General features: G+C 41.8%; 17 protein-coding genes. 12 read left to right on the plus strand and 5 right to left on the minus strand.

Annotation, left to right across the window (positions count from 1 at the left end):
- Positions 1-139 precede the first annotated feature (139 nt).
- Entirely contained in the window at positions 140-871 is a 732-nt protein-coding gene (locus CWC28_RS00725; protein WP_063706499.1) for a glutathione peroxidase, read from the minus strand.
- 109 nt (positions 872-980) lie between these two features.
- Between CWC28_RS00725 and CWC28_RS00730 the strand changes: the two genes are divergently transcribed.
- The gene (locus CWC28_RS00730) at positions 981-1,880 is read left to right on the plus strand and encodes a LysR substrate-binding domain-containing protein (protein ID WP_063706501.1); all 900 of its coding nucleotides are present in this window, start codon (positions 981-983) and stop codon (positions 1,878-1,880) included.
- On the opposite strand, the gene CWC28_RS00735 is transcribed toward CWC28_RS00730, so the two are convergent.
- Entirely contained in the window at positions 1,863-3,053 is a 1,191-nt protein-coding gene (locus CWC28_RS00735; protein WP_063706503.1) for a flagellar assembly protein FlgT, read from the minus strand. The genes CWC28_RS00730 and CWC28_RS00735 overlap by 18 nt on opposite strands.
- A gap of 110 nt (positions 3,054-3,163) precedes the next feature.
- Between CWC28_RS00735 and CWC28_RS00740 the strand changes: the two genes are divergently transcribed.
- Entirely contained in the window at positions 3,164-3,622 is a 459-nt protein-coding gene (locus CWC28_RS00740) for an LPP20 family lipoprotein (protein ID WP_063706505.1), read from the plus strand.
- Between the two features lie 130 nt (positions 3,623-3,752).
- Here CWC28_RS00740 and flgN read toward each other — a convergent pair whose 3' ends face one another.
- The 3 genes from flgN to flgA form a co-directional block, all read right to left on the minus strand.
- On the minus strand, positions 3,753-4,184 hold the full coding sequence (gene flgN, locus CWC28_RS00745) for a flagellar protein FlgN (protein ID WP_063706507.1): 432 nt from the start codon (positions 4,182-4,184) through the stop codon (positions 3,753-3,755).
- On the minus strand, positions 4,177-4,497 hold the full coding sequence (gene flgM, locus CWC28_RS00750; protein WP_063706509.1) for a flagellar biosynthesis anti-sigma factor FlgM: 321 nt from the start codon (positions 4,495-4,497) through the stop codon (positions 4,177-4,179). Before flgM ends, flgN begins: the two co-directional genes overlap by 8 nt.
- Before the next feature lie 78 nt (positions 4,498-4,575).
- Positions 4,576-5,280, minus strand: a complete 705-nt coding sequence (gene flgA / locus CWC28_RS00755; RefSeq protein WP_105175248.1) for a flagellar basal body P-ring formation chaperone FlgA — start codon at positions 5,278-5,280, stop codon at positions 4,576-4,578.
- 142 nt (positions 5,281-5,422) lie between these two features.
- On the opposite strand from flgA, the gene CWC28_RS00760 reads away from it, so the two are divergent.
- The 10 genes from CWC28_RS00760 to CWC28_RS00805 all read left to right on the plus strand — a co-directional run bounded on the left by CWC28_RS00760 (position 5,423) and on the right by CWC28_RS00805 (position 13,845).
- A complete protein-coding gene (locus CWC28_RS00760; protein ID WP_063706513.1) occupies positions 5,423-6,355 on the plus strand; it encodes a chemotaxis protein in 933 nt (310 codons plus the stop codon).
- A 21-nt stretch (positions 6,356-6,376) separates the two neighbouring features.
- A complete protein-coding gene (locus CWC28_RS00765; protein WP_063706515.1) occupies positions 6,377-7,207 on the plus strand; it encodes a CheR family methyltransferase in 831 nt (276 codons plus the stop codon).
- A 135-nt stretch (positions 7,208-7,342) separates the two neighbouring features.
- Positions 7,343-7,753, plus strand: coding sequence for a flagellar basal body rod protein FlgB (gene flgB, locus CWC28_RS00770; RefSeq protein ID WP_105181426.1), 411 nt, complete (start codon positions 7,343-7,345; stop codon positions 7,751-7,753).
- Between the two features lie 2 nt (positions 7,754-7,755).
- Positions 7,756-8,187, plus strand: a complete 432-nt coding sequence (gene flgC / locus CWC28_RS00775; RefSeq protein ID WP_063706519.1) for a flagellar basal body rod protein FlgC — start codon at positions 7,756-7,758, stop codon at positions 8,185-8,187.
- A 13-nt stretch (positions 8,188-8,200) separates the two neighbouring features.
- Positions 8,201-8,884 (plus strand): flagellar hook assembly protein FlgD, encoded by a 684-nt coding sequence (locus CWC28_RS00780; RefSeq protein ID WP_063706521.1) that lies wholly within the window; start codon positions 8,201-8,203, stop codon positions 8,882-8,884.
- A gap of 52 nt (positions 8,885-8,936) precedes the next feature.
- Positions 8,937-10,304 (plus strand): flagellar hook protein FlgE, encoded by a 1,368-nt coding sequence (gene flgE / locus CWC28_RS00785; protein WP_063706523.1) that lies wholly within the window; start codon positions 8,937-8,939, stop codon positions 10,302-10,304.
- A 160-nt stretch (positions 10,305-10,464) separates the two neighbouring features.
- Positions 10,465-11,229 carry a flagellar basal body rod protein FlgF gene (locus CWC28_RS00790; RefSeq protein ID WP_063706524.1) on the plus strand — a complete coding sequence of 255 codons (765 nt, stop codon included), beginning with the start codon at positions 10,465-10,467 and terminating at the stop codon, positions 11,227-11,229.
- A gap of 21 nt (positions 11,230-11,250) precedes the next feature.
- Positions 11,251-12,039: a flagellar basal-body rod protein FlgG gene (flgG, locus tag CWC28_RS00795; RefSeq protein ID WP_063706526.1), complete on the plus strand. Its 789-nt coding sequence runs from the start codon at positions 11,251-11,253 to the stop codon at positions 12,037-12,039.
- A 15-nt stretch (positions 12,040-12,054) separates the two neighbouring features.
- Complete coding sequence (flgH, locus tag CWC28_RS00800) at positions 12,055-12,738, plus strand: flagellar basal body L-ring protein FlgH (protein ID WP_063706528.1); 684 nt, start codon at positions 12,055-12,057, stop codon at positions 12,736-12,738.
- Positions 12,739-12,750: 12 nt separating this feature from the next.
- Entirely contained in the window at positions 12,751-13,845 is a 1,095-nt protein-coding gene (locus CWC28_RS00805; RefSeq protein ID WP_054553304.1) for a flagellar basal body P-ring protein FlgI, read from the plus strand.
- Positions 13,846-14,027: the final 182 nt, after the last annotated feature.

Here is a 14,027-nt window from a genome sequence, read left to right on the forward strand (position 1 = left end):
TGAATATCTTGACTTTTTACGACAGAAATAGAACAAATTGCGCCAATGAGAGGCTTATACAGGGGCTAAGGGTTATTAAGTTGAGGCGCTTTTAATAATTGGCCAAAAATACAAAAGGGAGCAACAAGGCTCCCTTTCTTTAAGCTGCAAAGTGCTTTTCTAAATCGTCAGAGCCACCAATGTGCTCACCGCCAATGAATACTTGCGGCACTGTTTCACGACCTGAAATCGCTTTTAAACTCGTTAATGATGCGTTTTGACCTAATACGATTTCTTCATACACATACCCTTTTGCATCTAGTAGCGCTTTAGCTTTTGTACAGAATGGGCAATTAGGTTTGGTAATAATGCTCACTGATTCTGGTTTTACTTGCGCAGGGTTGATGTAATCAAGCATGGTATCTGCATCCGACACCTCGAATGGGTCGCCTGGCTTTTGCGGCTCAATAAACATTTTTTCGATAACGCCATCTTTTACAAGCATAGAATAGCGCCAGCTACGCTTACCAAAACCTAAGTCGTTTTTATCGACTAGCATACCCATGCCGTCAGTAAATTCGCCGTTGCCGTCTGGCAATAGGGTAATATTTTGCGCTTCTTGGTTTTGTGCCCACGCATTCATTACAAACGTATCGTTTACAGAAATACAAACAATCTCATCAACACCGTTTTGTTTAAATACAGCAGCTAGCTCGTTATAACGTGGTAAATGAGTTGATGAGCAAGTTGGTGTAAATGCGCCAGGTAATGCAAACAGCACAACCGTCTTACCTTTAAAAATTTCGTCAGTGGTTATTGATTTCCACTGCTCGTCTACACGTGTTGCGAATGTAACGTTTGGTACTTTTTGGCCTTCGATATTGTTTAACATTGTTTTAATTCCTCTTGATTTGTTGATTGCCATTATGCGATTTAATTTATGATAGCTCCAATCGTTTGTTTGTATTAGTATGATAGGTAAAAGCTATTGGTGGTGTGGTATGAATTTAAAAGACTTCGAATATGTAAAAGCGGTGGCACAATATAAGCACTTCAGAAAAGCAGCCGATGCCTGTTATGTCAGCCAGCCGACACTGAGTGGGCAAGTTAAAAAGCTTGAACAAGAGCTGGGAGTGATCATTTTTGACCGTTCTACAAAACAGGTTACGTTGACTGTGCAAGGTGAGCAATTACTTAAACAAATCACGCTGATCCTAGAACAAACTCAAGTGCTGAAAGAAATTGCCGCAAGCTCACACGACCCTCTAAAAGGGAAAATAAATGTGGGTATTATTCCAACTATTGCACCTTATTTACTGCCAACACTCCTAACCTCGATGAAGCAGGCCTTTAGTGAAACCCAGTTTTCATTTATTGAAATGCAAACAGCGCAAACGCTGGTGGCGCTGGATAATGGTGAGATTGATATTGCAATTGTTGCAGATGTGGCGGGCTTGGCACCGTATCATGTGTCGCCACTTTATAAAGAAGACTTTTTAGTCGCAGTCTCTGAGCAGCATGCTTTAGCAAAACACGCTGAAGTTGCTTTAGCTCAATTGCATGAATGTGATTTATTAATGTTAAACGAAGGGCATTGTTTTAAAGAGCAAGCCGAGCAATTTTGCTTTTCTGCTGGGGTTGAAGTTTCGAACCAATATAAAGGAAATAGTATAGAAACCTTACTCGCGCTGGTGGCAATGGATGATGGGGTAACTTTTGTTCCTAAGCTGGCATGCACACCACGTGAAGGGGTGAAGTATTTAGCTATCTCACCAAACCAGCAACGCCAAGTTGTTATTGCAACACGCAAGCATTACCCGCACATAGCCGGTGTAGAGCAATTAGCCCGTTGGCTAAATGCTCATGAAGGCTTACAAGCTCATTTACTTGCTAGCAGCTAATTCAACAATATCGTTTATTTGAATATTAGGCAGTGGTTGCTTATCAATACTCATGGCCACTGCTGATTGCTGATAAAGCTGAGTCACTTTTACTTGATTAAGTGTAGTGATTTTATGGGGGAGTTTATTACCCTGTGCATCCGTTAAGTAGTTATGATGCGCAATGTTTAAAACCTCTCCCTGTTCAAGGCCGTGAGCCTTCCCTAGGTTAATGATCAGTCTATCGTTTTCGATATGCAGTATCTTACCTTGCGTGGGCAAGCAGGCCATGGCGGCTTGTAAGTCATAGGTTAGGGTTTGGTTTATATCACTAATAGCTTGGCCATAATCGGTTGCCCAAAATCGGTCGCTGTAAACATCGATGATCTCGGTTTTTTTGTATGGCCAAATGCCTTCTGTTTGATAGCTTTTCTGCCAAAGTTTTTCGTAAGTGGTGCCATCAAATAATACATAATCCACTTTGTACGCACGCTTGAAACTATCATCTTGCCAAAATGCATAGTCATTGTTGATCTTATGATTAACCGATAAATCACGAATACGGCTCAGTAATACATATTGCGAATTACTGCGGCTAGTGATCTCCTCAAGTAGCGCATTACTGTAATCGTATTGCTGAGTGAAAAAATGGTCTACTCGCAGCGGCATATTGTAATAGGCTGTCGGTTTAGCCGCCATTTGGGTATTACCTAAGCTGGCATATAAGTGCTCACTGATGGCTTTATTTACGTCAAAAATTTGGCCCATACGCGCTTGCTCGCGATTGGCAAGTTGGCTTTGTGTTACGGCAATAAATTTGGTGTATTGGTTTGCTGGGCATTCTTCAGCTTGAGCAAAAATATCGAGGCGAAGCGTGATGGCATAGGTGTCGTTATGGCGGTCTTCGCTGATCAATTCTATTTTTTGGATTTCACCGTGGCTGCTTATTTTCAGTTGATCTTGTGTCAAAACCCCGTCAACTAGAGTCTGAACAGAGCTCACACGAGCGCCAGAAAACACTAAAGCCTGAGTTATGGCATCTTTAATAGCGGCAGATTTGGCTTGGCTTGTATCGCCATTTTTCACTACCGCATGGCCTGTAGACTCAAACCACTGAGCTAAGCTATTGTTAGAAAACAAAATTGTAAAGGCTAAGCCAAGACCTTTTAAGCTGGCTATTGTTTTATTTTTCATGCTGACACCTAGCATTAAAACCAATGAATAACCTAAATGAGCAAGGACTGTACCACAGTGGCATTAAACGTGCATATTTGTAGCCAAAGAGTTTTAAGCGGAAGCAAATTATGCGAGCACTTCTATTCGGTGGGCTGGTTGCCTGCGCAGCACTAACCGGCTGCAGTAGTATTTTTGATAAACATGTAGAATACACTTACATTGAGCCAGATAGCTACCCAGTGCTTAAAGCGGTGGGGTATGCGCCAATTAGTGCTCAACCAGGTAGCAATGAATCGCAGCGTACTTTACTTGCGATTAAAGCCTCAAAGCTTGAAGCGTATCGCGAGCTTGCTGAGCAAGTTTACGGGCAAAAAATTTCCGCAGGCACCACAGTACAAAACAGTGTTGCTCATAACGATCAATTACAAAGCCAAGTACAAGGTGTGATCAAAGGGGCGCAGGTTATTAAAACCTACGCAGTAGGGGATACCTACGCAACTGAATTACAGCTTGATATGAAACGAGTACACGACTTATACATTGGTGAAGTAAAGCCACGCCAAGTGAAAAAAGTAACGTATTATTAGGTGCAACTTAGTCTAGCTGTAACCTATTGGCTTGCAACGTAAGTTCAAAGCATAAGTTCAGCAAATTCTGCTATCATTAAAAAAGCGCGATAACTCATTAGTTGTCGCGCTTTTTTAATGGAAATGACATTTAGGCTTTCAAGTTGTGTACGATTTTCTTATCGCCTTGAATTACGCTGCCACCTTGGTCGTAGGTCATCGATGATGGAGCGCCAATTAAAATATCTTTAAGTTGCTTGACACTTAGCTGTGCTTGATGAGCCGCATGGGCGTTTACATCGTTTTTCTTTTTGCAGCTAGTCAGTAGGGTGTTTACTTGTTTGATAAGTGCACTTACTTCGTCATCTTGCGATTCGTTGTGTGCAACAAGTTTTTGGACGTCTTTATCAATTGTTTGAATTTGCTGGAGCAAAGAGATTTTTTGTTGGGCAATACTCTTTAATCCTTCGCCACGCTTTGCAGCAATGGCTGTCAGTTCATCATCTAAAAGCGCAGCAATAGACTCCAAGCACGAAACTTGTTGTGTTAGTTTGCTAGCAATTAAATGATTATGATCAGCCATACACATCAAACTCGAATGCGGCGATGTTCTTCGCTAGTTTTTCAGCATCAATTTGGTATTTACCTTCACTGATTGCTTTTTTCAGCTCAGCAACTTTGTTGCTGTCGAAGCCTGATGACTGCTCAGCTTTTTCTTGCAAAGATTTAAGCTGTCTAGCTTGAGGAGTTAAGCTCACAGAATCTGCACTTGCTTTTGGTGCGGCCGATTTCGCAGCGGCTGCATTAGCATTATCTTTTTGTAAATCAAGCTTTTTTTGCTTGGTATTTGTCAACACAGAAGTTTGTTGTTGACCATTATTGACATTGCTTACCATAATTTTGACCTATACATTACCCAACATATGCCTTTATATCGGCGGGCACAGCGGATACTTTAGCATAAATATAAAAAATTAAATATTTACTTGTACAGACTCGACCCCATCCACACGTGCATTTAATACTTTACCTGATTTTTTGTTTTTTACACGTACTAATTCGTCTAACGTACCATCTTCTAAAGCAATTCCAGTGGTTTTAATTCTCAAACCGCCTAACGAAGCATAAATAGTAACGTTATCGCCTTTACAAACCATACAAACCTGGCTCATAACAATAGGTGTGCCATCACGTAAATTGCGCTTACTGCGACTACCAATGAGTATAGTCTCATCTTGTACATATTGCGTTCTGACAAATTGTTTAGGTTTCATTTCTAGGCGCAAGTGCTCTGCTCGAATAACCTCGCCACGTGCTAAATTAGTGGTAACAACAACCACAGGTTCGAGCTCTATAATGCGAACGTGAACGTATTGGGTCCAACTATTTAAGTCTTGGCACTTAAGTTGTACAGTTACCTGCCGATTAAAAGGAGGCTCTGTCGGTAACTCTTTGTTTATTGGTGACTCACACAGTCTCTCTGGAATGCGACCATCTAATGGTAAAGCACTAATTTGCGGTGTGGTGTCCAGATCAGGGAGCTGTTCACTAACAAAATCGACAGCGATTTGTTGAAGTTGCTCGTTATTATAAACTTCAGCCTGTAGTTGTGTTGCAAACAACAGGCTAGTAAGAAAATAAAAAACACTGTATCTTCGGCTTTTTTTTAACAAACTCATATTGTTTCGACTATGCTTATTGTTGAAAACAAGGTATAAATATTTTGCGTCAAAAAACAGACGCTTCGTAACCTTATGTAGCTTTAACACAAAGAAGGCAATTATTGTTCCAGCTCTGATTGTTTATCTTTAGGAGATTGAAATGGCAGGCATTTTAGACTCAGTTAACCAGCGTACTCAGTTGGTTGGGCAAAACCGCCTTGAATTACTATTATTCAAACTCAGAGGGCGACAACGCTTTGGTATCAACGTGTTTAAAGTAAGAGAGGTTCTGCAATGCCCACCACTTACTAACATGCCAAAATCAAATGCGTACATTCGTGGTGTTGCGCATATCCGTGGTCAGACTATCTCAGTGATTGATTTATCGATGGCTGTGGGTGGCCCTGCAATCGAAAACATTAAAGACAGTTTTATCATCATTGCCGAGTATAACCGTTCAGTGCAAGGTTTCTTAGTTGGCGGTGTTGAACGTATCGTTAATATGAACTGGGAAAAAATAATGCCGCCACCATCAGGTGCTGGTCGTTATTCATACCTAACAGCAGTCACAGAAATTGAGAACGAGTTAGTTGAAATTCTTGACGTTGAAAAAATCTTAAATGAAATTTGCCCAGTGAACACCGAAGTGAGTGCTGAGGTTGTTGGTGATGGCGAAATTCAGCGTGATTTAGGTGAGCGTATCGTCTTTATTGCAGATGACTCTGCGGTCGCTCGAAATCAAGTGAAACGAGCGCTTGAACCGTTAGGTGTGCAAACTGAGCTTGCTAAAAACGGTAAAGAAGCATTACTACGTTTACGCGAGATTGCTCAGCTGGATTGTAAAAATGATATCACTGAGCGCGTTGGCTTATTGATATCAGATGTAGAAATGCCAGAAATGGATGGTTATACACTGACCGCCGAAATCAAAGCAGATCCAAAATTATCACCTTTACATGTGATCTTGCATACCTCTCTAAGTGGGGTATTTAACCAAGCAATGATCGAAAAAGTAGGTGCCGATGATTTTATTGCAAAATTTAACCCAGATGAATTAGCAACAGCTGTGAAAAAGTGGGTTCATTGTGATTAATTATTTATAGGTGGTATTACTTTGGAAAATAAGCATTTACAACAAAGCGAATACGATCAATTCCGCTCTTTCTTAGAGCAACAATGTGGCATCGTGCTTGGTGACAACAAACTGTATTTAGTTAAAAGTCGTCTTGCACCGCTGATGGCTCGCTTTAATGTTGAGTCATTATCACAGTTGGTAAGTAAAACTTTAAGTCCTCACGAGAGGCAGCTTCGTGCCGCTGTGGTTGATGCGATGACCACCAATGAAACGCTTTGGTTTCGTGATCAATACCCGTTTGAATTATTGAAAACTAAGCTGTTTCCTGAGCTTAAAGATGTGCGTAGGCCACTTAAAATATGGTCAGCGGCAAGTTCATCAGGGCAAGAGCCGTATTCAATTGCCATGTCGGTTGCCGAGTTTCAGTCTAAAAATCCGGGAGTATTAAAAATGGGTGCGCAAATAATTGGCACTGATATTTCTAATACCATGCTTGATATGTGTAAAAATGCTGAGTATGACGCCTTGGCACTTGCTCGCGGTCTGTCGATGGAAAGACGTCAAAAATTCTTTAAAGACAGCGGCAATGGAATGGCTCAGGTTATTGACCCAATAAGAAAAATGGTCAGCTTTAGACATTTAAACTTATTGGATTCATACGCTTTAATGGGCAAGTTTGACATTATATTCTGCCGCAATGTGTTGATTTACTTCTCACCGGAAGTAAAAGCGAAAATCATTGCACAGTTTGCGCAAGCTTTAAACCCAAAAGGCTACCTGTTTTTAGGTGCGTCAGAGTCAATGGCGGGCTTAAGTGATAGCTTTGATATGGTTCGTTGTAACCCGGGTATCATCTATCAGAAAAAGTAAACTCTCCTTAGCAACCTAGTTCTTAGGTTGCTAAATAAACTTATTTTTCAACATCTTATATAATTAAAAATCACTCTTTATTTTTGGCTTACCTTTTGCATTATCCCCTGTAGAGTCAATTTTTTGGAGATGGTTATGGCTATCAGTTTTGATAAAGCATTTGGTGTTCATCCTCATGCGATGTTGATCCGTTCACAACGCGCTGAGTTATTAGCGACAAATATCGCTAATGCTGATACGCCGGGCTACAAAGCGAAAGATATCGATTTTGCCTCGGCATTAAAAGCGGCAAAAAGCAACCAACAGGGCGGCAACAGCATGGTTCGAACCGATGCAAAACATATTGCCGGAGGCAGTCGTTTTGTTGGTAGTGCAGAAATGTTTCGTACGCCAAATCAAGCAGATACAGGTGATGGTAACTCTGTTGATATACAAGTGGAACGAAACTTGTATGTACAAAACTCATTAGAGTATCAGGCAAGCCTGCAATTTATGAGTAGTAAAATTTCAGGCCTTAAAAAAGCCCTCGGTAGTCAAGGAGCTTAATCATGAGTTTGTATAATGTTTTTGATATTTCAGCAACCGGTATGACCGCGCAAAATGTTCGCCTAAATACCACAGCCAGTAATATCTCGAATGCGAATACGATTAGTTCTAGCCAAGACAAAACGTACCGAGCGCGCCATCCTGTTTTTGCCGCTGAGTTGACTAAAGCGTCATCATCACAAAGCAATCCTCAGGGCTCTTCTGTAGGCGTTAAAGTGTTAGGCATTGTAGAGAGCGATAAGCCACTACAAATTGAATATAACCCGAACCACCCAAGTGCGGATGAAAACGGTTATATCTACAAACCTAACGTTAATGTCGTAGAAGAAATGGCAAATATGATTTCTGCCTCTCGCTCTTACCAAACAAATGTGCAAGTTGCTGATGCAGCTAAGCAAATGTTAAGTAAAACACTGTTGTTAGGACAACGGTAATCGAGGATAAGTTATGAGTAACGACATCAGCTCTGCATCATCATCCTATTTGGATAGCTTGCGTTGGAATCAAAGCAATACGCAAACAACTGAAGAAGACAACAACACGCTTTCTCAGGAAGATTTCTTTTCGTTGTTAACACAGCAGTTGTCGTTCCAGGATCCGAGTAATCCAGCAGATAACGATCAAATGATTGCGCAAATGACGAACTTCACTATGGCTGAAGGTATTTCAAACTTAAATGAAAAGTTTGATTCACTCACTGCGTCAATGACATCGAACTCTGCATTACAAGCTTCAACACTTGTGGGAAAACAAGCACTGCTTGAATCTGACACCATTGATTTTGATGGTGAAAATGCAGCAAAAGGCTCGGTGGTTGCAGAAACAGCGGTTGAAACACTGACGCTGAGAATTACAGATTCATCAGGCCAGTTAGTACGCACCATTGATTTAGGCTCTCAGTCAGCAGGTGCACTGCGTTTTGAGTGGGATGGCAAAGATAACGATGGCAATGTACTCCCTGAAGGTGAGTATGACATCAGTGCTGAAGGCTATGTAAATGGTGACTACAGCAGCCTGCCAATGGCGACCTTTAAAAATATTGAAAGTGTCAATATCAATGGTAGCAGCGGCATTATCGTAAATACAAAAGAGGGTGCGGTTAGGCTGACTGATATAGCTGAAATCGCATAAGTAAAAAAAGGTTTGGGTTAGCTTAGGCTAAGAGATAGGTTAGAGGTGAGTTATGAGCTTCAATATTGCATTAACAGGTTTAGCAGCCGCGCAAAAAGATTTAGACGTTACCGCAAATAACATTGCGAACGTGAATACTACGGGCTTCAAAGAGTCTCGTGCAGAGTTTGCTGATGTGTACGCATCATCAGTATTTAGCTCTGGTAAAACAAAAAATGGTGACGGTGTAAGAACAACCATGGTGGCACAGCAATTCCACCAAGGTTCGTTATCATTCACAAATAACTCTTTAGATTTAGCGATTACGGGTGAAGGTTACTTCGCAATGGCTAATGACTTAGGTGCACAAGACTTTACTTATACGCGTGCTGGTGCGTTCAAACTTAATAAAGATAACTTTATTGTTGATGCGAGCGGCAATTACTTACAAGGTTTCCCTGTTGATGAAGCAACCGGTGATACAACCTCTGTTAGTTTAAGTACTTCATCTGCACTACAAATTCCTGATGCTTCAGGTTCACCGCGTGCAACGACGAATGTTTACTCATCATTTAACCTTGATTCGCGTGCCTCTGCGCCAACAGTGACACCATTTGATCCTGAAACAAGTGCGACTTACAACAGTTCAACGTCGACAACTGTATATGATTCATTAGGTGAGCCACATATTTTACAATTCTTCTTTGTGAAAACTGACTCAGCGACTACAGGTAATGAGAATGAGTGGGAAGTGTATGCAACACTTGATGAAAAGCCATTTGACTCTAGTGGTGTAGAGCAAACAACAACACCTTATACTCCATTAACTACATTCCAATTTGATGCGAGCGGTTTACCACTTAGCACGGATGGTGTAGCAAATACAGATACAACTTTTAATCCTTTAACCCTACCAAATGGTGCCGGTGCTGCAACAGGTCTATCTGATTTACTTTCTAATGGTGCGAGCTTCCCAGATGATGTAACAATGAACTGGCGTGATGAAGCGGCAACAGCGAATAAAGTACCAACTCAATATGCAAGTAACTTTGAAGTGAAAGCACTTGAGCAAGACGGTGCGACGGTAGGTCGTCTATCGGGTATTGATATCGGCTCTGATGGTAAAATTGTTGCATCGTATAGTAATGGTGATACCTCGTTCTTAGGTCAAGTTGCAATGGTTCGTTTTTCGAACTCACAAGGTTTACAGCAAGTAGGTAATACTTCTTGGAAGAAGAGTTTAACGTCAGGTGAGCCAATTGCTGGTGAACCAGGTTCAGGTACTTTAGGTTCAATCAACTCATCAGCACTTGAGCAATCAAATGTTAACTTAACGAATGAACTTGTTGATTTGATTAGTGCGCAGCGTAACTTCCAAGCTAACTCACGTGCGCTTGAGGTTAACTCAACGCTACAACAAAACATCCTACAGATCCGTTAATCTTAACGGCTCTAAGCATAATCCGACACGAAGGCTGCTCCCTCTATTGGCAGCCTTTTTTCATTCTAGCAGCTCATTTTTCTCTCCTATTTCAGCGTCAATTTTACTTTGGCACTTTTATTGCATTTCTTAGTTATCGTATTTTTAGTGAGTCAATGTTATGGACAAAATGGTCTACATTGCCATGTCGGGTGCTAAGCAAAGTTTGCGCGGTCTTGAGCTCAAGGCTAACAATCTTGCGAATGCTAACACCACTGGCTTTAAAGCTGATTTTGCACAAGCTCGCTCTATGCAAGCCTTCGGGGAAGGTCTGCCATCGAGGGTGTTTGCAATGCAAGAACGCCCAGGATCTAACATGCAATCTGGTGGTTATGTAGAAACTGGCCGTGAGCTTGATATTGCTATGAGTGACCGTGGTTGGTTGAGTGTACAAGATGCATCAGGCAATGAGGCATACACCAAAACAGGCACATTAAACATTACTCCAGATGGTGCGTTGATCACCAGCCATGGCCGTCAAGTAATTGGCGAAGGTGGTCCAATCATTCTGCCATTACCTATCGAGAAAGTTGAGTTTAGTGAAGACGGTGCTATTCAGGTTCGCCCGCAAGGTGCACCAGCGAACTTTTTAGAAGTGGTTGATCGCTTAAAAGTGATTGAGGCTGATAACACTCAGCTTGAAAAAGGTAATGACGGTTTATTTCGACCAAAAGAAGACATGCTGATCAATGACCTGTGTGGTTTTTGTGATATTTCGCCAAATGTGAAAGTACTATCGGGAACGCTTGAAATGTCAAACGTAAACCCGGTGCATGAAATGGTCGACATGATCAGCAATCAACGCCAATTTGAATTACAAGTTAAATTGATGAAAACAGCCGAAGAGCTCGATGAGCGTCAAGATCAGCTGTTACGCATTGTTTAAGATGACTGAGAGGGTAGAGTTATGAATCCTGCATTATGGATCAGTAAAACCGGGCTTGACGCCCAGCAAACCGATATTTCGGTGATCTCAAATAATCTCGCGAATGCCAGCACGGTCGGTTACAAAAAAAGCCGCGCCGTATTTGAAGATTTACTATATCAAAACATCAACCAACCAGGTGGTCGTTCGTCACAAGACACTGAAATGCCATCAGGCTTAATGCTTGGTGCGGGTGCCAAAGTGGTTGCCAACCAAAAGAACTTTTCACAAGGTAACATGCTTACCACTGAAAATTCACTGGACTGGATGATTTCAGGCCCTGGTTTTTTTGAAGTGCAATTACCGGATGGCAACATTGCCTATTCGCGTAACGGTCAATTCACGACTGACGAAGATGGCCGCATTGTAACATCGGGCGCGGGTTTTCCTTTGCAACCGGAAATGAATGTTCCAGACGATGCGCAATCAATTACTGTTTCACAAGACGGTGAAGTGTCAGTGCGTATTTCAGGGCAACCAGACAACGTGGTCATTGGTCAGCTAACGATTAGTGATTTTATTAATCCATCGGGTCTTGAGCCTATGGGACAAAACTTATACACAGAAACCGCTGTAAGTGGTGCGCCTGTGCAAGGTAACCCAGGTATCGATGGTTTAGGTACGGTGGTTCAAGGTTCCCTTGAAACCTCTAACGTGAATGTAACTGAAGAGCTTGTTAACTTGATCGAAACACAACGAATTTATGAAATGAATTCAAAAGTGATTTCAGCGGTTGATGAAATGCTTAGTTACATTAATCAACAGCTTTAATGGGTAGGAGGCAGCATGCGTAATATTATCTTAGTCACATCGGCAGCATTAATGCTGGGTGGTTGTATGACAACGCAAAATCATCATGTGGTTCAGGATGACCCTTACTATGCGCCTATGTACCCTGAGCCAACAACAGAGCCGATGGTACCTACAGGGTCGTTGTTTGATAGTTACTCATCAAATGATTTGTACTCGGATAAAAAGGCACTGCGTGCTGGCGATATCATTACGGTTAAATTGCAAGAATCAACGCAAGCCACCAAAGCCGCTAAAACCGAGACCGACAAAGAAACGGACGCCAGTTTAGACCCTGTTATAGGCCTTGGCGGTAATCCGGTCAACATTGGTGGTGACAGCATTCAATTTGGTATTGGTTCTGGGGCATCATTTAAAGGTGACTCAAAGTCTAACCAATCAAACAGCTTATTTGGTGATATTTCTGTCAATGTGATGCGTGTTCTACCCAATGGCAACTTGGTTATTCGCGGTGAAAAATGGCTTACTTTGAACACAGGTGAAGAGTTTATTCGCTTAGAAGGTTTGGTTCGCCCTGAAGATGTTGCCGCAGATAACACGGTCACATCAAATCGTATTGCCAATGCGCGCATTCAATATTCAGGTAAAGGGCAAATTCAAGAAACGCAAAGTGCAGGTTGGCTGTCTCGTTTCTTTAGTAGTTCGCTTTTCCCATTTTAGAGGAATAAAGTCATGAATGGGTTTAAATACATCATCGCTCTTTGCTTAATTAGCCTGCAGTTTTCTGCACAGGCTGAGCGAGTCAAAGATGTATCTATGGTTGAGGGCGTGCGCTCAAACCAATTAGTGGGGTATGGTTTAGTGGTTGGTTTACCTGGCACTGGTGAGCAAAGCCGATTTACACAACAAAGCTTTAAAGCCATGCTGAATGGCTTTGGTATCACTTTACCTGATAGCTTAAAACCTAAAATTAAAAATGTTGCTGCTGTGGCAGTGCATGCTGAGTTACCAGCGTTCAGAAAGCCTGGTCAAACCATTGATATTACCGTGTCGTCTATTGGTAGTGCGGGCAGTTTACGTGGCGGTACATTGTTACAAACCTTCCTAAAAGGGGTTGATGGCAATACTTATGCAATTGCGCAAGGTAGTTTAGTGGTTGGTGGTTTAGGTGCTGAAGGGGCTGATGGTAGCCGTGTAATTATTAACACGCCAACAGTGGGTCGTATTCCAAATGGTGCTATTGTTGAACGTGCTATTAAGAGCCCGTTTATGCAAGGTGACTACATTACCTTCAATTTAAATCGTCCAGATTTCACAACGGCAAAACGCTTAGAGCAAACCATTAATGATTTAGTGGGTCCTGACAGTGCTCAGGCAATAGATGCAGCCTCTGTGCGTGTATTGGCACCGCGTGATGCATCTCAACGTGTCGCGTATTTGTCTACCCTTGAAAACTTAGAGTTTAAACCGGCAGATACCGCAGCAAAAATTATTGTCAATTCGCGAACAGGCACAATTGTGATTGGCAAAAACGTGAAGCTACAGCCAGCAGCTATTACCCATGGTGGTTTAACGGTCACCATTGCTGAGCAGCAAAATGTCTCACAGCCAAATGCCTTAAGTGATGGTGAAACCACGGTTACCAATCAAAGCATTATTGATGTCAATGAAGATGACTCACGTGCTTTTGTTTTCAATCCGGGTGTTAATCTAGATGACCTCGTTCGCGCAATCAATGAAGTGGGGGCCGCGCCGGGTGATTTAATGGCAATCCTTGAAGCTTTAAAAGAAGCGGGGGCGATAAACGGGCAACTGGTTATCATTTAAATTAAAACGCGCTTTCGGGCGCGTTTTTTGTTTTTATACCTCTTAATCCTTCAGTGTATAAATATCAGTCAAAACCTTGACCCTGAAGTTACTCCACTCCTATATCCTTTATTAGCCATTCATTTATAAAGTTTTTTATTGGCGCAATTTTTGCATTTTAATTTTCATTATTAACTATTGTG

This window comes from Pseudoalteromonas sp. S4492 (assembly GCF_005886115.1).
GTDB lineage: Bacteria > Pseudomonadota > Gammaproteobacteria > Enterobacterales > Alteromonadaceae > Pseudoalteromonas > Pseudoalteromonas gelatinilytica.

Bases quoted from the DNA above. Each gene is read 5' to 3' on its own strand.
- CWC28_RS00725 (WP_063706499.1), bottom strand. From the start codon at position 871: ATGTTAAACAATATCGAAGGCCAAAAAGTACCAAACGTTACATTCGCA.
- CWC28_RS00730 (WP_063706501.1), top strand. From the start codon at position 981: ATGAATTTAAAAGACTTCGAATATGTAAAAGCGGTGGCACAATATAAG.
- CWC28_RS00735 (WP_063706503.1), bottom strand. From the start codon at position 3,053: ATGAAAAATAAAACAATAGCCAGCTTAAAAGGTCTTGGCTTAGCCTTT.
- CWC28_RS00740 (WP_063706505.1), top strand. From the start codon at position 3,164: ATGCGAGCACTTCTATTCGGTGGGCTGGTTGCCTGCGCAGCACTAACC.
- flgN (WP_063706507.1), bottom strand. From the start codon at position 4,184: ATGGCTGATCATAATCATTTAATTGCTAGCAAACTAACACAACAAGTT.
- flgM (WP_063706509.1), bottom strand. From the start codon at position 4,497: ATGGTAAGCAATGTCAATAATGGTCAACAACAAACTTCTGTGTTGACA.
- flgA (WP_105175248.1), bottom strand. From the start codon at position 5,280: ATGAGTTTGTTAAAAAAAAGCCGAAGATACAGTGTTTTTTATTTTCTT.
- CWC28_RS00760 (WP_063706513.1), top strand. From the start codon at position 5,423: ATGGCAGGCATTTTAGACTCAGTTAACCAGCGTACTCAGTTGGTTGGG.
- flgB (WP_105181426.1), top strand. From the start codon at position 7,343: ATGGCTATCAGTTTTGATAAAGCATTTGGTGTTCATCCTCATGCGATG.
- flgC (WP_063706519.1), top strand. From the start codon at position 7,756: ATGAGTTTGTATAATGTTTTTGATATTTCAGCAACCGGTATGACCGCG.
- CWC28_RS00780 (WP_063706521.1), top strand. From the start codon at position 8,201: ATGAGTAACGACATCAGCTCTGCATCATCATCCTATTTGGATAGCTTG.
- flgE (WP_063706523.1), top strand. From the start codon at position 8,937: ATGAGCTTCAATATTGCATTAACAGGTTTAGCAGCCGCGCAAAAAGAT.
- CWC28_RS00790 (WP_063706524.1), top strand. From the start codon at position 10,465: ATGGACAAAATGGTCTACATTGCCATGTCGGGTGCTAAGCAAAGTTTG.
- flgG (WP_063706526.1), top strand. From the start codon at position 11,251: ATGAATCCTGCATTATGGATCAGTAAAACCGGGCTTGACGCCCAGCAA.
- flgH (WP_063706528.1), top strand. From the start codon at position 12,055: ATGCGTAATATTATCTTAGTCACATCGGCAGCATTAATGCTGGGTGGT.
- CWC28_RS00805 (WP_054553304.1), top strand. From the start codon at position 12,751: ATGAATGGGTTTAAATACATCATCGCTCTTTGCTTAATTAGCCTGCAG.